The organism is Pectobacterium quasiaquaticum (assembly GCF_014946775.2).
GTDB lineage: Bacteria > Pseudomonadota > Gammaproteobacteria > Enterobacterales > Enterobacteriaceae > Pectobacterium > Pectobacterium aquaticum.
Window position 1 is genome coordinate 1,910,682 of sequence record NZ_CP065177.1, and the last position, 20,207, is coordinate 1,930,888.

Here is a 20,207-nt window from a genome sequence, read left to right on the forward strand (position 1 = left end):
CGAATAAGTGCAGCAGATAGTCCGAACTATCGCTCTGGCGTATAACAGCTTACCTCGGCCCCATCGTGTCATGCTGGGGTCGCTTACCGTTGTGACATTGGCCGTTGCCGTTTGGCGGCCTTTTGTTTATCCCCACGTCGATGATGCTCCTGTTGTCGATGATGCTCCTGTTATTGTGAAAGATGTCGATCTGGAAACCAGCCAGCTACGTACGTTGACACCTGAAGCCAGTGAACCGATAGACCAACCCTCGCCGGATGATGATATTCCACAAGATGAGCTGGATGATAAGGGTGCCGATGAAGGTGACGTACATGAGTACGTGGTCTCTACGGGAGATACCTTAAGCAGCATTTTGACGCAGTACGGTATTGATATTGCAGATATCACCCAGCTTGCAGAGCAGAATAAAGATTTGCGGAACCTGAAAGTCGGTCAGCAAATTTCATGGGCTTTAGCAGAAAACGGCGACCTGCAAAGTTTGACTTGGCAGATGTCCCGCCGTGAAACACGCATTTATGAGCGCGCGGGTAACGATTTTAAAGAGCGTATTGAGACGCTGAAAGGCGAATGGCGCAATAGCGTCCTGAATGGCCGTGTCGGTGGTAGCTTTGTTAGCAGTGCAAAAAATGCCGGTTTGACCAGCACAGAAGTGCGGGACGTGATCAAAGCGCTGCAATGGCAACTGGATTTCCGTAAATTACGCAAAGACGATACCTTCTCTGTCTTGATGTCACGCGAAATACTCGATGGTAAAAGTGAACAGAGTGAGCTGATCGGCGTCCGTCTGAATACTGGTGGCAAAGATTATTACGCGATTCGTGCAGAAGACGGTAAATTCTACGATCGTGAAGGTTCCGGTTTGACGCGTGGCTTTATGCGTTTCCCGACCATGAAACAATTCCGTGTTTCCTCTAACTTTAATCCGCGCCGTTTAAACCCAGTGACAGGGCGTGTTGCACCGCATAAAGGTGTCGATTTTGCTATGCCAGTCGGTACACCGGTTCTGGCCGTTGGTGACGGTGAAGTTGTGATTGCGAAACGCAGTGGCGCAGCCGGTAACTATGTTGTCATCCGTCATGGTCGTCAGTATACGACTCACTTTATGCATTTGAATCGTATATTGGTAAAATCTGGCCAGAAAGTGAAGCGTGGCGATCGCATCGGGTTGTCTGGTAACACCGGTCGTTCCACTGGCCCGCATCTGCACTACGAATTCTGGATCAACCAGCAGGCGGTAAATCCGTTAACGGCTAAACTGCCGCGTTCTGAAGGGCTGGCGGGTAAAGAGCGCCGCGATTATCTGGCGCAGGTGAAGGAAGTAGTACCGCAGCTTAAGTTTGATTAATTCTACTGATTGCATGTTATGCCGGTGGCTTGCTGCCGGCATTTTCATTTATAGAACATTTGATAGAACACAGGTTCCTATTTTTTTATTATCGAGCAAACGTGTTTTTACGTAACTGTCGTCGGTGTTGCTAAACGCCGAGCGGCAATGATGATTATGTTTATTGATTGATCTGAAGAGTTTAGGCATGGAAAAAGAAAAAAAATCGAACGCTGAATTTGTTCCCCAGTTTCAACGCGCCTTTTTTCATCCGCGTTATTGGGGGGTTTGGTTAGGTGTTGGTGTGATGGCGCTTGCTGCCTATGTTCCTGCGCGATTAAGAAATCCTGTGCTGGGTGGGTTAGGGCGTTTTGTCGGGAGAATATCAAAAGGCGCACGCCGCCGTGCCCGCATTAATCTGCTGTATTGCATGCCGGAATTAACGGAAGCACAGCGCGAAGCTATCATCGATGACATGTTTGCGACAGCCCCTCAGTCGATGATTATGATGGTGGAAGTGGGAATTCGGAACCCGAAGAAAATCGAGAAATATGTTCGCTGGCATGGCGAAGACATTCTGGATCGTATTAAGGAACAAAAGAAGAACGTGATTTTTCTGGTTCCGCACGGTTGGGGGGTTGATATTCCCGCGATGCTGCTGACCTCGCGCGGTCAGCGTATGGCTGCCATGTTCCACAACCAGAAGAATGCACTGGTGGACTACTGGTGGAATCGGTTACGCCGTCGTTTTGGTGGCCGCATTCATGCTCGCAACGATGGTATTAAGCCGTTTATCAGCTCCGTACGCTCTGGGTGCTGGGGTTATTACCTGCCCGATCAGGATCACGGCGCTGAGCATAGCGAATTCGTTGACTTTTTCGCGACCTATAAGGCAACGCTGCCTGCCGTCGGTCGGTTGATGAAAGTGTGTCGTGCGGATATCGTGCCGCTGTTCCCAGTGTATAACGCTAAAGACGGTTGTCTGGATGTGTTTATTCGCCCACCGATGGACGATTTGGCAGATGCGGATGATGCATACATTGCGCGTCGCATGAATGAAGAAGTGGAAATTTTGGTCAAACCGAACCTTGAGCAGTACACCTGGATTCTGAAGCTGCTGAAAACTCGCAAACCGGGTGAGATTGAACCGTACTGTCGGGATGATCTATACCGCGACTAATTTATACCGCAGCTAATTGTGGGCTGATAGGCCGCATAGATAAAAAAGCCGGACGAGAAATCGTCCGGCTTTTTGCTATGACACTTTTGCTTTCACACCTCTCGCTATCACAACCGTCCGCTCACTCAGTTGCGGACGGTTGTGACAAGGATTATTCCACGCGCAGAATGCGGATCGTGTTGGTGGTGCCCACGGTTCCCATGATGTCACCCTGTGTGACGATGACCAGATCCCCAGACATCAGGAACCCTTTGTCACGCAGCAGGATCACTGCATCATTGGCGGCAGCAACGCCGTCCGTGTAGCTGTCGAAATGCACAGGGGTGACGCCACGGTACAGCGCGGTCAGATTCAGCGTGTGCTCATGACGAGACATAGCGAAAATCGGTAGACCGGAACTGATACGGGACATCATCAGGGCGGTACGACCCGATTCCGTCATGGCGATCAGCGCCGTAACCCCTTTCAGGTGGTTGGCGGCGTACATGGAAGACATCGCGACGGATTCTTCCGTGTTATCAAACTGTACGTCAAGACGGTGCTTGGAGACATTGATGCTTGGTATTTTCTCTGCACCTAAACACACTTTCGCCATCGCCGCGACGGTTTCAGCCGGATATTGGCCCGCAGCGGTTTCTGCCGACAGCATCACGGCATCGGTGCCATCCAACACGGCGTTAGCGACGTCCATCACCTCTGCACGCGTTGGCATCGGGTTGGTGATCATCGATTCCATCATCTGCGTGGCGGTAATGACCGCGCGGTTCAGTTGACGAGCGCGACGGATCAACTTCTTCTGAATCCCTACCAGCTCTGGGTCGCCGATTTCAACGCCCAGATCGCCCCTCGCGACCATCACCACATCGGAAGCCAGAATTATGTCATCCATGGCGGCGTCTGAGCAGACGGCTTCAGCACGTTCAACTTTTGAGACGATCTTTGCGTGACAACCCGCATCACGCGCGAGGCGACGTGCGTAGTTGAGGTCTTCACCAGTACGCGGGAAAGAGACAGCCAGATAGTCGACGCCAATTTTTGCGGCTGTAATAATGTCGGCTTTATCTTTTTCCGTCAGGGCTTCGGCAGACAGACCACCACCGAGTTTATTGATGCCCTTGTTGTTAGACAGGGGCCCACCAACGGTGACCTCGGTGTAAACTTTCAGACCTTCAACCTGAAGGACTTTCAGCTGTACGCGGCCGTCATCCAGTAACAAGATGTCGCCAGGCACCACATCGCTTGGCAAGCCTTTGTAATCGATCCCGACTTTTTCTTTATCGCCTTCGCCTTTCGCTAAATCGGCATCCAGCAAGAATTTGTCGCCGATATTCAGGAAAATTTTACCTTCTTTGAAGGTAGAAACACGAATCTTTGGACCCTGTAGATCGCCAAGAATGGCAACGTGGCGGCCTAATTTAGCCGCAATTTCACGAACTTTGTTGGCACGTAATTGATGATCTTCTGCTGTACCGTGAGAAAAATTCATGCGTACTACGTTAGCGCCCGCACTGATAATCTTTTCAAGATTATTATCACGGTCGGTAGCGGGCCCCAGGGTGGTGACAATCTTGGTTCTTCTGAGCCGTCTGGACATGTATAACTCCGTTCACTTGTGAAGCTGTAGTGTTGCGATTAAGCGTCGAATAACGGTGCAAAATGTCACTTTACAACAAAACTATTTCACCTGCGTTATCCGAACATCGTGTTGAGTCTGATTATCATACTGTACAGGTAATTCCTGCCATCTTTCCATGCCCGTAGTCTCTGACCATATCAAGATGAAACAGGGTGATGATACCGCTCATTTTTCATAGGTATAACTCAAAAACAAAGCACAACATAAACTTATCTATCACCTGAAGGGGTTAATCAATCGTTCGTCTTTATCAAAGCGTGATTCACGCAGGGCCTCTTTGACCCGTTTCAGGTTATCACGAAATTTTTCCCCACGGCGCAGCGTGAACCCTGTCGCCAGAACGTCGATCAATGTCAACTGAGCGATACGGGACACCATCGGCATATAGACATCGGTATCTTCGGGCACATCAAGCCGCAAGGCCAGGGACGCCTCACGCGCTAGCGGCGTGCCATCCGAGGTGATGGCGATAACGGTCGCGTCGTTCTCGCGTGCCAACTGCGCCATGTCGACCAGACTTTTGGTTCTGCCAGTGTGGGAGATCAATACCACGACGTCGCCGTCGCTGGAATTCATACAGCTCATACGCTGCATAACGATGTCATCGAAATAGACGACGGGGATATTGAAGCGGAAAAATTTGTTCATCGCATCATGTGCGACAGCAGCGGAAGCGCCCAGGCCAAAGAAAGAGATTTTCTTCGCCTGTGTCAGCAAATCCACGGCGCGGTTGACAGCGGCGACATCCAGACTGGATTTCACCTGCTCCAGACCAGCCATGGCGGATTCAAAAATTTTACTGGTATAGGCATCAACGTTGTCATCTTCTTCAACGTTACGGTTCACATACGGTGTACCGTTTGCCAGACTTTGCGCCAGATGTAGTTTAAAATCGGGAAAACCTTTAGTTTCAAGGCGGCGACAAAAACGATTAACCGTTGGCTCGCTGACATCGGCCATTTTGGCTAAGGTCGCGATGCTGGAGTGAATGGCTGTCTGTGGCGTGCTCAGGATCACTTCAGCAACTTTTCTTTCTGACTTGCTCAAGAGTTCTAAGTGACTCTGGATTTTTTCCAGCATATTCATACGACAAGGGCCATGTAAGTTTTTTCCAATTCCAACTAAAGGTACACTGGCATGCATTACGTGAAAAAATGCACGTCGTGAAAATATACTACGACCCTGTAGTGGTTGGCAGAGGGCAACAGGCTAAGTTGGGTCCTTTTTTTGCCAGAACATGACATGTGTCTAACTTTCAGAAAAGTAATCGACTGTCAGAAACGACGAAAAATTTCATTTTAGGGCGAATGCATAAGTGACTTCAGCCACTGTACAGACCGATTTATGCATGGTTTTCAGTCAATGCCGACCATTATTTGGCATTTTTATGATGGGTTTACTGGCTGTAGTCAAAAAGAGTACATTATCGCTGTAATAAAATTACAGCATCCTGCAACGAGGAGATGAACATGGCGGTAACTTCAACAGCCCAAGCGTGCGATCTGGTTATTTTCGGTGCTAAGGGCGATCTGGCACGCCGTAAATTGCTGCCTTCCCTTTACCAGTTGGAAAAAGCAGGTCACATCCATGCGGACACCAGAATTATCGGGGTGGGCCGTGCGGATTGGGATAAAGCGGAGTATACCCGCGTCGTGCGCGAAGCGCTTGACACCTTTATGAAAGAAGCCATCGACGATAAGTTGTGGGAAACGCTAAGCAGTCGGCTGGATTTCTGCAATCTTGATGTGGAAGACACCAAAGCGTTCAACAAACTGGGCAAGATGCTTGACCAGAAAAACCGGACTACCATCAACTATTTTGCTATGCCGCCGAGTACATTCGGTGCGATCTGCAAAGGGTTGGGAACCGCAGGGCTGAATAAAGAGCCCGCGCGTGTGGTAATGGAAAAACCGCTTGGGACCGATCTGGCGTCTTCTCGCGTCATTAACGATCAGGTCGCGGAATTCTTTAACGAGTGTCAGGTTTACCGTATCGACCACTATCTGGGTAAAGAAACCGTTCTGAACCTGCTGGCGCTGCGTTTTGCCAACTCGCTGTTCTCCTCAAACTGGGACAACCGGACGATCGACCATGTGCAGATCACGGTAGCCGAGGAAGTTGGGATTGAAGGGCGCTGGGGCTACTTTGATAAAGCCGGCCAGATGCGCGATATGATCCAGAACCACCTGTTACAAATTTTGACGATGATTGCGATGTCGCCGCCGTCTGATTTGACGACCGACCGCATCCGTGATGAAAAAGTGAAAGTGCTGCGTTCACTGCGTCGTATCGATCGCTCCAACGTGCATGAAACGACCGTACGCGGCCAATACACGGCTGGTTTTGTTCAGGGACATAAAGTGCCGGGTTATCTGGAAGAAGAGGGCGCGAACAAAAGCAGTAGCACGGAAACCTTCGTTTCGATTCGCGTTGATATTGACGACTGGCGCTGGTCTGGCGTGCCGTTCTACCTGCGTACGGGTAAACGTCTGCCGACCAAATGTTCAGAAGTCGTCGTGTACTTTAAAAACCCAGCGCTGAACCTGTTCCATGATTCCTACCAGCAGTTGCCGCAGAACAAGCTGATCATTCGTTTGCAGCCGGATGAAGGTGTGGAAATTCAGATTCTGAACAAAATCCCAGGGTTAGAGCACAAACACCGCCTGCAAACGGTAAAACTGGATCTGAGCTTCTCGGAAACCTTTAATCAGCAGCATTTAGCGGATGCTTACGAGCGTCTGCTGCTGGAAACCATGCGTGGGATTCAGGCGCTGTTCGTCCGCCGTGATGAAGTTGAAGAAGCTTGGAAATGGGTGGATTCCATCATGGATGCGTGGTCGATGGACAACGATGCACCGAAGCCGTATCAGGCAGGAAGCTGGGGGCCGGTGGCATCCGTGGCGATGATTACCCGCGATGGCCGTTCCTGGAATGAGTTTGAGTAATTTTTTGGTAATACGTCAGTAATGGGGGGCTGGCCGACAACGGTCGGCCTCCCACAGTTTTTAATGTATGGCTCACGGTGCGGTCGGACATCTGCGGCGACGCAGATCCCTGTGGCAGGGGCGCGCTATATAATTAATGATGCCTTCGGGCATGACTGGAGATAACTTTTGATGAAAAACTGGAAAACGAGCGCGGAACAGATTTTGACAACGGGTCCTGTTGTTCCTGTGATTGTGGTCAACAAACTGGAACACGCAGTGCCGATGGCAAAAGCGTTAGTCGCGGGCGGCGTTCGCGTTCTGGAACTGACATTGCGTACCGATTGTGCCATCGACGCGATTCGCGCGATTGCGAAAGAAGTACCGGAAGCTATCGTGGGTGCGGGTACGGTAACAAACCCTGAGCAACTGGCTGCGGTGGTTGAGGCGGGTGCGCAGTTTGCCATCAGTCCAGGTCTGACCGAACCGCTGCTGAAAGCCGCAACGGAAGGCAATATCCCGTTGATCCCGGGTATCAGCACCGTATCTGAACTGATGCTGGGTATGGATTACGGCCTGCGTGAGTTCAAATTCTTCCCAGCGGAAGCTAATGGCGGCGTGAAAGCGCTTCAGGCGATCGCAGGTCCGTTTGCTCAGATCCGTTTTTGCCCAACCGGTGGTATTACGCCGAATAATTACCGCGACTATCTGGCGCTGAAAAGCGTGCTGTGCGTGGGTGGCTCCTGGCTGGTGCCGAACGACGCGCTGGAAAGCGGTGATTACGCACGTATTACGGAACTGGCACGTGAAGCCGTTGCGGGTGCAAAAGCGTAAGTTTGCTCGTGACTGAATGACGAAGGCCACTCACTGCGAGTGGCCTTTTTTTATGTCGGGCAATTTATCTGTCGTCAGTGATGTCTGATTTCACCCGTCAGCAATAGAACGGTATCAGCCGCTGACTTTTACGCCCGCGGCAACGCGCTTGGCGATGGCTACGGCATCATCCGTGGTTTCCGCACTGGCTAACGCGACCCCCATACGGCGCTTGCCGCTGATATCCGGTTTACCAAACAGACGAATTTGCGTATGAGGCAGCAGTGCGCTTTCCAGCCCCTGATAACGCACGTTGTTGCTAGCCAGTTCCGGTAAAATCACGGCGGAAGCCGATGCGCCATACTGACGAACTGCGCCAATGGGCAGCCCCAGGAAAGCACGCACGTGCAGTGCAAACTCGGACAGATCCTGAGAAATCATCGTCACCATGCCGGTATCGTGCGGGCGAGGGGAGACTTCACTGAAAATAACCTCATCGCCGCAGACGAACAGCTCCACGCCAAACAGGCCATAGCCGCCGAGCGCTTTCACGACATCGCTGGCCATCTTCTGTGCGCGTTCCTGCGCCAGCGCGCTCATCTGCTGTGGCTGCCAGGATTCACGATAGTCACCGTCTTCCTGTCGATGACCGATTGGCGCACAGAAATGAATGCCGTCAACCGCATGGATCGTCAGTAAGGTGATCTCAAAATCAAAATTAACCAGCCCTTCCACGATGACGCGCCCGCCACCTGCTCGTCCACCCTGCTGGGCATAGTACCACGCCTGATCTAATTGCTCCGCAGAGCGAATCAGGCTTTGCCCTTTGCCAGAGGAACTCATGACCGGCTTAACAATACAAGGGTAACCAATCGCCTCTACCGCCTGGCGAAAGTTCTCTTCGCTGTCGGCAAAACGGTAGGTGGAAGTGGGAACGCCGAGCGTTTCAGCGGCCAGACGACGGATACCTTCGCGATTCATCGTCAGGCGCGTCGCTTCGGCACAAGGAACAACATGGTGACCCTGCTTTTCCAGCGCCACCAGCATGTCAGTTGCGATGGCTTCGATTTCCGGCACGATGTAATCAGGACGTTCGGCTTCAACCAACGCTTTTAATGCATCGCCATCCAACATATTGATGACGTGGCTGCGATGCGCAACCTGCATGGCGGGGGCATCGGCATAGCGATCGACCGCGATCACTTCGATTCCCAGGCGCTGACACTCAATCGCCACTTCTTTGCCTAATTCACCGGAGCCAAGCAGCATCACTCGTGTGGCATCCGCACGCAGGGCGGTTCCAATTGTTAACATAACCTTATACCTGATCGGGTTGTGAAAAATGGCCGCAGTATAAACGAAAACGTTTGCGTACGCATTAATGAGGGCAGGCAGTGGAATGCGATGCGCAAAAGCGCACCAAGAGACAATGACGTGGCTTGGCATTGCCTGGCAATCGTGCCACTCTTCTTGCAAAGCAAAAATTTTATGTCAAGACAACGAGATCCGACGCCATGAAGACACCGCAAGCTGAAAAAAGACCCCATGCACTAAGTACACATGGCGATACGCGTATCGACAATTATTACTGGCTGCGTGATGACCAGCGTACCGATCCGCAGGTGTTGGACTATCTGAAGCAGGAAAACGCCTACAGTGAAGCTGTCATGTCACCTCATGACGCACGCAAGCGGGCACTGTATGACGAAATGGTTAAACGCATTCCGTCGACGGATATGTCTGTGCCGTATATCAGAAAAGGCTATCGCTACCAAAGCCGCTATGAGCAAGGGAAAGAGTATGCCATCTATCTGCGCCAGCCTGAGCAGGCAACAGACGTGTGGGAAACGCTGCTGGATGGGAATCAACGTGCGGAAGGGCATGAATTTTACAGTCTCGGCACGCTTGAGGTTAGCCCTGACAACACGCTGCTGGCGCTTTCGGAGGACTTTTTATCCCGTCGGCAGTACACGCTGCGTTTTCGCGATCTGAACAGCGGCGAGTGGTTACCCGATGTGATCGAAAATGTGACCGCAGGGGCGGAATGGTCGGCGGATTCGACGGTTCTGTATTACGTGCGCAAACATGAGCAAACGCTGTTGCCATATCAGGTCTATCGCCACCGTCTGGGGAGTGATCCGGCGTTGGATGAGCTGGTCTATGAAGAGAAAGACGACACCTATTACGTTAGCCTGAGTAAAACGACATCAGAGCACTACATCACTATTTATCTCAGTAGCACGACGACGAGCGAGGTGTTGTTGCTTGACGCGACGCGCCCGGATGCGTTGCCGCAGGTAGGCATTCCACGTCGAAAAGATCATGAATATGGCATCGATCACTATCAGGATAAGTTTTATCTGCGCTCCAATCGGGAAGGGAAAAATTTTGGCCTCTACCGTTCGGATAGGCCCGATGAGCAAACGCTGGAAACGCTGATTGCACCACATGAACACCGTGTACTGGAAGGTTTTGAGCTGTTCCGTGACTGGCTGGTGGTTGAAGAACGGGAGCGCGGTTTGACCCGCTTGCGCCAGATTCACTGGCAGACGCAGGAAGAAAAAGCGATCGCCTTTAATGATGCGAGCTATGTGACGTGGCTATCGTACAACCCTACGCCAGAAACGGCATTGATGCGGTATGGCTATTCATCAATGACAACGCCCAGCACGCTGTATGAATTGAATCTGGACACAGGCGGGCAGCAGTTACTTAAACAAGCCGAAGTGAAAGATTTCTCACCGGAAAACTACCGGAGCGAGCGCTTGTGGATCACGGTTCGGGATGGCTTCGACGTTCCCGTTTCCCTCGTTTATCATCGCGATCATTTCAGCCCAGGCAAGAACCCGATACTGGTCTACGGCTATGGTGCTTATAGCCATAGCATGGATCCTGATTTTAGCGTTAGCCGTCTGAGCTTGCTGGACAGAGGATTCGTCTTTGCCTTAACGCACATTCGCGGTGGCGGTGAGCTGGGTCAGCAGTGGTACGACGATGGTCGCCTGCTCAATAAAATGCATTCCTTCACCGATTTCATCGATGTGTCTCAGGCATTGATAGAAAAAGGTTATGGCGATAGGAACAATATGTTCGCTATGGGGGGCAGCGCGGGCGGACTATTGATGGGCGCGGTAGTGAACATGGCTCCCGATCTATTTAAGGGCGTTGTTGCTCAGGTTCCATTCGTTGATGTGCTGACGACAATGCTGGATGAGTCTATTCCGTTGACGACCGGCGAGTATGACGAGTGGGGCGATCCGAATGAAAAAATCTATTATGACTACATCAAACAATACAGCCCCTATGATGGCATTACCGCGCAACGCTATCCGCATTTGCTGGTAACTACTGGGTTACACGACTCTCAGGTTCAGTATTGGGAACCTGCGAAGTGGGTGGCGAAATTGCGGGAAGTTAAAACGAACGATCGTTTGGTGCTGCTGTACACCGATATGGATGCGGGACACGGTGGAAAATCCGGTCGTTTTAAACGCTATGATGACATTGCATTGGAATATGCTTTTCTGCTGATGGTGCTTGAAATGGTTGAGGATGCGCGCGAATAAGAGCTTACAACTGTGGTTATGAGGGTAAACCCATTTTGGGGTTTACCCGATCGGCATGGCTCATTACTTAGGACACATCACATCTCAGGTTATATCAGCCTGGGGTTTCTTCGCCTTTTTATCGGCCCGTTTTTCGGCGGCCGTTTTCAGGGGCTTCTTCTTACTGTTCTTTTTGCTATCCAGTCCTTTACTCATAATTACCTCTCTTGATAAAAGGTCAGGTTGTTACACCATTAACCGCTTGTGCGGCCCGATATGCAAGCAGAAAATCATTTTTGCTGTATAAGAATGTAACCCGTGGAAAGGGGGGCCACGGCAAGGCAGCTTTCGAGCGGAATCGCTATTTAGACTTGGGTTCGTAGGGTAAACGAGAGAACTGCAGTGAACGCTGGCGGTAAAACATCACGCGTTCGCGAAAGTAGTAGCGCAAGTTCTCGGGCTGTTCCCTCTCAACGACCTCTGGTATGACCGGCATATTGTAACGTTCTTTGAAGGCTACGCCTGACGCCGCCAAGTCTACGTTAACTTTATCCATCTCTTCTTTGGACAATTCTGCCAGATTGTATCCCATACTGTTTTCTCCTGCCTATTCGCCACAGACTGATGCGTGCCACGGTAAAGTAGTGACAGGAAAATGGCAAGCGTTCACCTTATCATGTGGATGTTTATTATTCTCATTACGAAATAGGAATCATTTTTAATACAGGAATGCCATAAATCATATCGCTCGTAGTTGTTATTTTTGATAATAAAAATGATTCTCAATAATATATTTAAGCCAAAGGTTTAATGATAATAAATATCAGTTAGATTGTGCTTAAGCCATTGACTATTAGGTTATTTTTTAAATTACTATCAATGTTAATAAAGTGTTTTTTATTTTGTTTTTTCAGGCATAATGCCCTGAATAATTTCACCTGCCGGGAAAATAGGGAGTTAACATGTTAAAAAAAGAAATGATTCAGAAGCTGAATGAGCAACTTAATCTGGAGTTTTATTCCGCGAATTTGTATCTGCAAATGAGCGCATGGTGCGGTGACAAAGGTTTTGAAGGCGCATCCAGTTTCCTGAAGACACATTCTCAGGAAGAAATGCAGCACATGCAGCGCCTGTTTGACTATCTGGACGACACCGGAAGCCTGCCTGTATTAGGCGCGATTGCTGCACCTCCGATTGATTTTGATTCACTGGCTGATGTCTTCAAGCTGACCTATGAACACGAACAGCTCATTACAGCAAAAATTAATGAGCTGGCACATGAGGCGATGGCGCTGCAGGATTACTCCACATTTAACTTCCTGCAATGGTACGTTGCTGAGCAGCACGAAGAAGAGAAACTGTTCCGTTCTATTCTGGACAAACTTGCGTTGGTCAAAGCCAGCGAAGGCGGTCTGTTCTTCATCGATCAGGATCTGAAAAAAATGTCTATGGCGGCACCGTCAGCTTAACGACAAGCGACGTTTCTGTCGGCTAATGGGTATTTGAATGACGCGGGATAATATTCCCTTTATCCCGCGATTTCCCTTCTCGAACGACCTCTCTGTCTATGGCGCACTTGTAGGTTTTATTCCTGACTTCGTGCTCGACTTCACCTTTCGCTGTCGTTATGATCTCGTCAGTCGTAATATACAACTTTCTGTTTTATAAGGTTTGAGGCTGTCTTTCTCTGATCCGGATAAGGCCGAAAAACTCACACACATCATTGTCTGAATACGCCATGTCGGGAATACCATGATGAAGAAATTTTTGCTATCTGTCGTGCTTGCCTCACTTTCAGTGAATGCTTTTGCTGCCGCTAAACTGGCAAATATCAGCCGGTTTGAATACGGAGATCGCTGGGCTTTCACGCGTGAAGAAGTTCAACTGATTTGCCGTCCTGGTAATGCGCTGTACGCCTTACATACAGGGACGTTGATGCAATATCCGCTAAACGATGTTGCTATTGCGCAAATGAAATCTGGACAGGTGAGTGCGCAGCCGATAGACGTCATCTGGCTAGACGACCCTAAACATCCTGGACAGAAAAAAAGCCTCCAGCCATTTATCGAACGTGCTGAGCAACTGTGTCAGCCAGACACTAAATCATGAAGTAATTGATTTACTTATTTATGTTAAATAATTGCTTCTTTGTGGTTAAGGTAAAGTGTGAAACCTGTTCCATTTGTGATAATTGCGAATAGGCTAAGGCTGGAAAACGCGGGGGAGTTGGCTAAGCTTAAGTCTACAGGGCTACTACAGCTTGTATAAATGCCAACTTTTAGCGCACGGCTCTCCCAAGAGCCATTTCCCTAGACTGAATACAGGAATCGTATTCAGTCTTTTTTTTAATCATTGTTTTTAAAGGATTTATTTTTTAGATCCACGAAAATACACGAAAAATCCACGAAAATCGATATACGGTCTTTTATAGATAAGCGTATTCCTTCCCCCGCGTATCCAGATACTTCTCTGTCATTTTTGCTGACGTATGTCCCAACAGCTTCTGTGCAAACTCTCTTCCACGTTCCTTCTCATACAGCCGCCCAGCCAGGCTTCTTATCTCATGGAATGTCGGCGGCTTCTCATCTAATTCAATCCCCGATGCCTTTCTCGCTTTAACAAACCCCTTTGTTAACCCATTAAGCTCCACAGCTCCGTTAGGGCTATTTTTTCTAATACCGACACTAATCATGTAATCCGTCTTACTGGTATTACGGCAGTGCTCAATGACATCGGACAAGCGCAGTCCTATGGCATTGATTGTCAGGTCGAGAGGGATTGCAATTTTAGCTCCTGTTTTCTGCTGTTCGACGAGCAGCCTGTCACCAACAATATTACTAAATTTAATTGCAGCGACATCTTCCCTACGCTGGCCAGTAACGAGCGCCAAATCCATCGCCAATTGAAACCACAGGGCCTGCTTTTCAGCAGCGATGCGAATGGCTTTATATTGCTCAAGCTCCAGTCTCTCTCGCTTTACGTTTGGCTGGGGCGTTCGCGTTGGCAGCACTGGGTTATTGTCTATATGCCCCTCAACAATAGCTTCTCGGAAGATATCAGATAAAACAGATCGGAAACCTGCGGCCATTGATAACTTTTCTTGCTGTAAATAAATCTCCAAAAAACCAGCAATATCTTTCGTTGTAACCTCTTTTAGTATTTTCACTCCCAGCGATTGCTGAATTGTAGCGAGCTGGCCAGAGCGTATTTTGTAGGTATTAGCGGCCAGATCTCGGCGCTTAATAATCACATCGTAACGCTCCAGCCACTCAGCGACGGTGAGTTCTTTTTTCACCTTTAACTTTTCAATCAGAGCTATCGGGGAGAAGTTCTGCTCAATAAAACTGTTTGCTTCTATTGCCTGGCTAATTGCATCCCTGCGCGCGATCTGTCCCAGCGATATTTCTTTTCCTGTTAACGGGTTCCGCCAATAAAATGATTTATATTTCTTACGGTACGTGAGGTTGCGCGGCAAATTGGCATCATACCTTGTCGTCCTTGCCATTGATGATCCTCCTCACTAAATCTGAATTAAAGCCTTTTCTTTCGGCAATTATCCGGCGCGATAACTTGTAATCTTTTGGATTGATATATACGGCATCTTCATGAACGCGATATTCCCGCCCCTGTATTTCTGGAGCTGGATAAATCTTCCCAGCTCGCGCCCAGCGCTGGAGGGTTTGAATTGTTGGCAGGCTGTCATTTGAGTAATGACGCTTTCCCCATTCGTTTAGCGTGATGAGCTTTCCCATATTCGCCTCATAACGTTATGTGTTTAGATTTCACAGAATCAGTTTTAGCGGGGAGGGCAAGCCTCCCCATTTTAATTAGTAGACGTATTCAGGTTTCATATCGCACAGCGTTACAGCGAACTGATCATGGAGTTCGTCGCCGAGGTGACGCTTTGCCGCCGCCAGTGATTTTTCCAGCGCCGCAAATTTCTCCACGGCATCGGGTTCGTCAGGTTGGGGGAGAGAGTTAATCTCCGCCTCAATCTGGTTTTTTGCGTTAACTAGGTAATAGCGTTTCACCGCCTTGTTTTTCAACTCAGTAAATAACGCAGTACCCAGCGCTGATTTTTGAGTTTCAATATCAGCACGAATGGCTTTAGCTTTATCAACATCATCAGCCTTTTCAATTTGATCGCGAAAATCGTCAGCTAGCGCATCAATATTGCTGGTGGACTCCTGCGAGCTGACTGTTTTTTCTGGCGCGTCAGCGGTCGATGATTTAACAATCGCCTTTAGACTGACTTGTGTTGTACTTGCTGGCGTGACGTCCTTCTCGCTTCGTTCTTCAAGCTCATCAGGCGTGTACACACCAAGAATCACATCTGGGCAATAAAGCCGAGACCAGCGCTTAACTGCCAGATAAGCCAGTTGCTGGTATGGGTCATCGGCCCATAGCGTTGAGTTACGGACACGAGCCTGAGCGAGAAACAGCTCTAACTCACGCGGAACATCCTCACCTCGTAATGTCGCCCATATCTTTATCCCGACCCCCTCCTCGTCAGCCATGCTCCAACCCGGAACCCGATACTCCTGCCCCTCTTTATTTTTACGAATTTCAAAGCGACCAAGTATTTTTTCCCATGGCCCAAACCGTTTGTACTCAAAGCGATTGGACAAAACCCCGCTACGTGAGATTACTGCGTTAACTAGTTGCGCCTCATAACCCAATACGCCCTTAATTAGATGCGTCTTCTGTGCAACGGCGAACGGGTTCATCTGCCACTGTGCGGCTTGCATCGCCACTGCCATGCAGTCAGCCTGATTACCCTGAAGATGAGCGGGAACTGTAGCTGAGCCCTGCGCCATAATCTGTGCGAATGTGCTAATTGCGTTCAGATATTGTGAGTCAAACAGTGCAACGTTTGAGTTAACTACTGTGTTTTGATCACTCAGTGATACGTTAGAATTTTGCATTGTCATCCCCTTATGCTATGCGCAGCGCTTCAAGGCGGCGCTGGTCAAAATCGTTTAGTTCGTCGGCGTAGTCATCGATTATCGGAGCTGGCCACACGCCAGTATCAAAACCCGCAGCGATCGCGCGCATAGCTTTTCGATACTCAAGCATGCCCAATTCCAGAAGTTCCGCAGATGCCTCGACGATGGCGATCCAGTGGTAGTTTTCGTCCTTATTGACGAAAATCCAGAAAAACTGATCGAGCGTCGCGGTTTCGCTATACATTGCCGCGCTCAGGTGGTAATCGCGGTCGATAATCTCCCGATGCAATTTCGCGCGCAGACCATCTTGCTTAACGTTCCACATGCTGATTGTTTTCAGATCACAGCCGATGCGTACACCGTCAAGGTCAATTTCAATGTCGGGGCGCACACGGACTTCCAGCCCTGTTTCATCGTCAAACCCAAAATAACTAACTTCAACAGCTCGGCTCGGATGTGTCAGCAGCTTCCCAGCGGTCGGGTGATTCAGTAGTGCTTTCTGAATAGCTTGGGCTGTTGCCAGCTGCGCGCGGGTGACCAATATTTTGTCTTCTGGGTTCTCGCGCCATGCATCGAGCAGTTCGTCAGCGAATACCGCATCTGGATTAACCGATTTAACGGACTGAATCAGATCGGACTTTGTTCCCGAAACTTTCAACTGCGCGGGCTTCTGTGCTTCCTGTGCGACCAGATCGGGATTAATGAGCGTCAGTTGCTCGATCAATGTGTCACGGCTACCGCTGGTCTTCATTTGAGCGGGCAGGGTGGCGTTGTATTCTTTGATGCAAGCCTTCATCGCCGCCACCGTTTGTTTCTGGCCTTCTTCAATGCGCTGGTATTCTGGCGGCAGAGACATATAGCTCTGACCTGTTTCATCCGCAGATGAACCCATTGGGATCTGAGCGGGCAGGGTGGCGTTGTATTCTTCCAGCAGCGCTTTTATATCATCAGCAGAAAGCGGAGCTGGCAGGGTGGCGTTATGCTCATCGATAAACGCGCGGATCGTCGCTGTCGTAGTAAATGCGCCCTCAGGTATTACCGGCTCAATGCTGAATTCAGCCAGCAGGTTTTCTGGTTGCAGCGCCAGCGCATGCACCAAGTTACCCATGTCCAGCACTTTGGAATTCTCACGCGCGATAGTCTTGGTTACGTGGCGTGCGTTGAAGTACATCAGGCTGACCCGCGCATCTTTTACCTGAGTGCTGCTGACGCCGTTCGCCGCGTGGTAATCGTTATTTGACACCCCTTCATAGCGACCAGGCTCGAAGTGTGGCGGCTCGTTCGTGGCTGCTGGCTCGATTGGCTCCTCGGACGCACCTTCACCAACCCATTTATTTACTGCTGATTCGAGAGCTGCTCTCGCTTCTTCAATAGAGCCATCATCATTCGCTGACGCTGATACCGCTGAATTAGTTTCGCTCGATTGGTTGCCAGCCGTTTCCATCTGCACATTACCGATACCCTCAACATAGAACTCTTCTTTAGGTTCAAGGCTCTTTCTTACAAACTCAGCTTGAAGCTCCGTGAATTTCTCGCGATCAATTTCCACCCAACCATCGTTAATTAACTGAGTTAGTCTGTGATGATTGAATAGTTCGCTGAGTTTTCCCGTGGTGGAGTGAACGATGTAGAAGTGGCCATCAAGACCCTCCTGCTGTGTGGCGCTGTCATTAACAAGGCTATCAACAGAGAACACGCCACCACCCAAGCTCTTTATTTCTGGCTCCGCTTGTTGGGTTACTTCTTTTACGAGAGCATCACCTACGGTCTGAAATTCCGTATTCAGCACAACGTCGGAATCAACTGATTTGCCAGCGCGAGCGCTGTCTATTTTTGATAGAACAGTTGATGCGGACCTGTGCTGGCGTGCCTGCTGCAACGTTTCCGGCGTTGGATTCGCATGATCGGATTCGGTCAGGTTTGCGTTGATGTAACGCTGCATGCTGTCAGGGAAATGCGTTATGTCAGCGTTGGCACCGCGAATCAGAGCAAAAATTGCGGCGCGGGAGTAATCCAGAATGCCGGGCATAGCGCATAGCTTTTGGCTCCACGTTTTGAACGGTTCTTCTTTGTTGGCAATGATCTCTTTCGCGCGGCGATGTAACGACACCGGAATTTCGTAGATGTCAAAATCCATAGGCAGAGTTGCCAGAGCGATTTCAATATCGAGTGTATCGAGCGTATGCGTGTAATCAGGGTTGCGATCCGTTTCATTATCGCTGCCAGCAATGGCACCAGATTCAGTGCGCTGTACGCGAGATTTCTTCGCCCATTTGGCGGTTACTTCGTGACGATACGGACCCGAACGCTCGAGCGTAGAATCCTCGTTACGTGCGTTTAGCCACTCTTTCGAGAATGAGACGATGTCGCCCACTGACGGGGCTTTGCCGTTCTGCGGCCACACTGATTTGATTGAGTCAATCAGGCTGAATAGCGTGTCAGGAAAAACATGTTGTGCCTGTAATAGCTCCTTAGCGTTATTCAGCGCCAGCAGCAGATTCTGAACATAAGTCGCGTCCATATCGTGTTGCAGCGTAGAAATATCGGTCTGCTGTCCAGCAAACAATTTAGTGAATGAGCCGAACAGCCAACCGCCGAGAACGCGCTGAGCGAAGGAGGCTTGCTCGATAGTGATTGTGCCGTTAGATTCCGGCGCGCTGGCGGATTGAGTCAATACGGTTTGCCCCGCGACAGCCTCATGGTCATCCTGAATGCTGGTTGACGCTTGTTCTGTTGATGGAAAGCCACCTGCCCATTCTGCGGTCAGCGCATTACGGGCATCTGGTTTTGCGGCGATCCAGTCGGCCATGAACTCGGCCATAAGCACAGGATCGGGCTCATCATCCAGCGGGAACGCCTCTTTAACTGCTTGCACCAACTTCCACTCGACGTGCAGCGACAGGTCGGCAAATTCAGCAACGTCGCTGGTAGCTTGCAGCAACTTCTGCAGATAGGCATTATTAGTTTCGAGAGCGGATTCACTGGAGGCCAATTCGCTGGCGGCCAGCTGCTGTTCCTTCGTCACGTGGGTCATGTATTTGTCGTTCTGCAGGTGAATCGCCATGCGAACGCTCTTAGAGCGGTTTTCTACCAGAACCGTTGCTTCTGCAGGTGGTGTAGTTGTGTTCTTGGTGATAACTTCCGTATATTGAGGTTCGATAATGCAGATTTTTTTGCATGTAACCCCATCCTCAGCCAGTTCGTAGCGATCGAACCAGGTGTAATCAAGGCATCCTTCTTCGGGTAAGTCGTTAAAGACAGGGAAATCAATGCGGACGGGCAAGTTATAATCACCGCCGCGGCCGGTTGTGATCTCCTCGTCTTCCAGAATGTTCATGATTTCACGCTCTGCGCGTGAGTCGGATTTAGCAGATAACCAGCAGAACAGGCTCTTCTTGTCTGATTTTGCCTTTGCTTTGATGAGAAACGCGAAGGTGTTCATTGCGTTATAGCTCCTTTGGATAGTAAACTACCTGGGACTTTGATAGCTCCCATCTGGTAGTGGTCATTGGTCAAAACTCGATTCCGGTAAGCTTTGGTCGGCGAACCGGCGTACTAACCCGCTTCGGCGGGTTTTTGCGTTTTAAAAAGCGGTGGATTGGCAAAGAGAAACCGCACCACCGAAAGACATCACAACAAAGTACTTCTAAGCACAGCTATCACGGTCCTAACGTGATGGGGTTGTGGCACTGACGCGCTACCGTCACTTATTTCCCGCCGCTCTGTTTTTGTATTGGTCACCAGTTGCTGTGACTCAGCCGATTTTCGGGTCTTTGCGTCGGCCGGCGCTGCATCTCGCTTGAGAACGCCACAATCAAAAAGAGCGGAATCTCCAC

At 49.8% G+C, this 20,207-nt stretch carries 15 protein-coding genes; 7 read left to right on the top strand and 8 right to left on the bottom strand.

From position 1 onward, the window contains the following. Window positions 1-7 precede the first annotated feature (7 nt). Window positions 8-1,348 carry a murein DD-endopeptidase MepM gene (gene mepM, locus IG609_RS08790; protein WP_193398132.1) on the top strand — a complete coding sequence of 447 codons (1,341 nt, stop codon included), beginning with the start codon at window positions 8-10 and terminating at the stop codon, window positions 1,346-1,348. 187 nt (window positions 1,349-1,535) lie between these two features. Then, entirely contained in the window at window positions 1,536-2,507 is a 972-nt protein-coding gene (gene lpxM / locus IG609_RS08795; RefSeq protein ID WP_193398131.1) for a lauroyl-Kdo(2)-lipid IV(A) myristoyltransferase, read from the top strand. Window positions 2,508-2,658: 151 nt separating this feature from the next. Here the strand turns inward: lpxM and pyk are convergent, their stop codons facing one another. Then, window positions 2,659-4,101: a pyruvate kinase gene (pyk, locus tag IG609_RS08800; protein ID WP_193398130.1), complete on the bottom strand. Its 1,443-nt coding sequence runs from the start codon at window positions 4,099-4,101 to the stop codon at window positions 2,659-2,661. 258 nt (window positions 4,102-4,359) lie between these two features. Next, a complete protein-coding gene (locus IG609_RS08805) occupies window positions 4,360-5,229 on the bottom strand; it encodes a MurR/RpiR family transcriptional regulator (RefSeq protein ID WP_193398129.1) in 870 nt (289 codons plus the stop codon). Window positions 5,230-5,612: 383 nt separating this feature from the next. On the opposite strand from IG609_RS08805, the gene zwf reads away from it, so the two are divergent. Both zwf and IG609_RS08815 read left to right on the top strand, forming a co-directional pair. Further along, complete coding sequence (zwf, locus tag IG609_RS08810; RefSeq protein WP_102117835.1) at window positions 5,613-7,088, top strand: glucose-6-phosphate dehydrogenase; 1,476 nt, start codon at window positions 5,613-5,615, stop codon at window positions 7,086-7,088. Between the two features lie 171 nt (window positions 7,089-7,259). Continuing rightward, on the top strand, window positions 7,260-7,901 hold the full coding sequence (locus IG609_RS08815) for a bifunctional 4-hydroxy-2-oxoglutarate aldolase/2-dehydro-3-deoxy-phosphogluconate aldolase (RefSeq protein ID WP_039344379.1): 642 nt from the start codon (window positions 7,260-7,262) through the stop codon (window positions 7,899-7,901). A gap of 114 nt (window positions 7,902-8,015) precedes the next feature. Here IG609_RS08815 and purT read toward each other — a convergent pair whose 3' ends face one another. Continuing rightward, window positions 8,016-9,194, bottom strand: coding sequence for a formate-dependent phosphoribosylglycinamide formyltransferase (purT, locus tag IG609_RS08820; RefSeq protein WP_193400505.1), 1,179 nt, complete (start codon window positions 9,192-9,194; stop codon window positions 8,016-8,018). A 200-nt stretch (window positions 9,195-9,394) separates the two neighbouring features. Here purT and IG609_RS08825 point away from each other — a divergent pair, with 200 nt between their 5' ends. Continuing rightward, a complete protein-coding gene (locus IG609_RS08825) occupies window positions 9,395-11,446 on the top strand; it encodes a S9 family peptidase (protein ID WP_193400507.1) in 2,052 nt (683 codons plus the stop codon). A gap of 340 nt (window positions 11,447-11,786) precedes the next feature. On the opposite strand, the gene IG609_RS08830 is transcribed toward IG609_RS08825, so the two are convergent. Continuing rightward, window positions 11,787-12,017, bottom strand: coding sequence for a DNA polymerase III subunit theta (locus IG609_RS08830; RefSeq protein WP_193398127.1), 231 nt, complete (start codon window positions 12,015-12,017; stop codon window positions 11,787-11,789). A 370-nt stretch (window positions 12,018-12,387) separates the two neighbouring features. Here IG609_RS08830 and ftnA point away from each other — a divergent pair, with 370 nt between their 5' ends. After that, window positions 12,388-12,894: a non-heme ferritin gene (gene ftnA, locus IG609_RS08835; protein ID WP_039480733.1), complete on the top strand. Its 507-nt coding sequence runs from the start codon at window positions 12,388-12,390 to the stop codon at window positions 12,892-12,894. A gap of 283 nt (window positions 12,895-13,177) precedes the next feature. Then, complete coding sequence (locus IG609_RS08840) at window positions 13,178-13,534, top strand: YebY family protein (protein WP_102117840.1); 357 nt, start codon at window positions 13,178-13,180, stop codon at window positions 13,532-13,534. A 316-nt stretch (window positions 13,535-13,850) separates the two neighbouring features. Here IG609_RS08840 and IG609_RS08845 read toward each other — a convergent pair whose 3' ends face one another. The 4 genes from IG609_RS08845 to IG609_RS08860 form a co-directional block, all read right to left on the bottom strand. Further along, the gene (locus IG609_RS08845; protein WP_193398126.1) at window positions 13,851-14,930 is read right to left on the bottom strand and encodes a tyrosine-type recombinase/integrase; all 1,080 of its coding nucleotides are present in this window, start codon (window positions 14,928-14,930) and stop codon (window positions 13,851-13,853) included. Further along, complete coding sequence (locus IG609_RS08850; protein WP_181844255.1) at window positions 14,908-15,177, bottom strand: excisionase; 270 nt, start codon at window positions 15,175-15,177, stop codon at window positions 14,908-14,910. The genes IG609_RS08845 and IG609_RS08850 overlap by 23 nt, the downstream gene beginning before the upstream one ends. Window positions 15,178-15,252: 75 nt before the next feature. Then, on the bottom strand, window positions 15,253-16,350 hold the full coding sequence (locus IG609_RS08855) for a RecT family recombinase (RefSeq protein ID WP_193398125.1): 1,098 nt from the start codon (window positions 16,348-16,350) through the stop codon (window positions 15,253-15,255). 10 nt (window positions 16,351-16,360) lie between these two features. Next, a complete protein-coding gene (locus IG609_RS08860) occupies window positions 16,361-19,813 on the bottom strand; it encodes a RecE family exodeoxyribonuclease (protein ID WP_193398124.1) in 3,453 nt (1,150 codons plus the stop codon). Window positions 19,814-20,207: the final 394 nt, after the last annotated feature.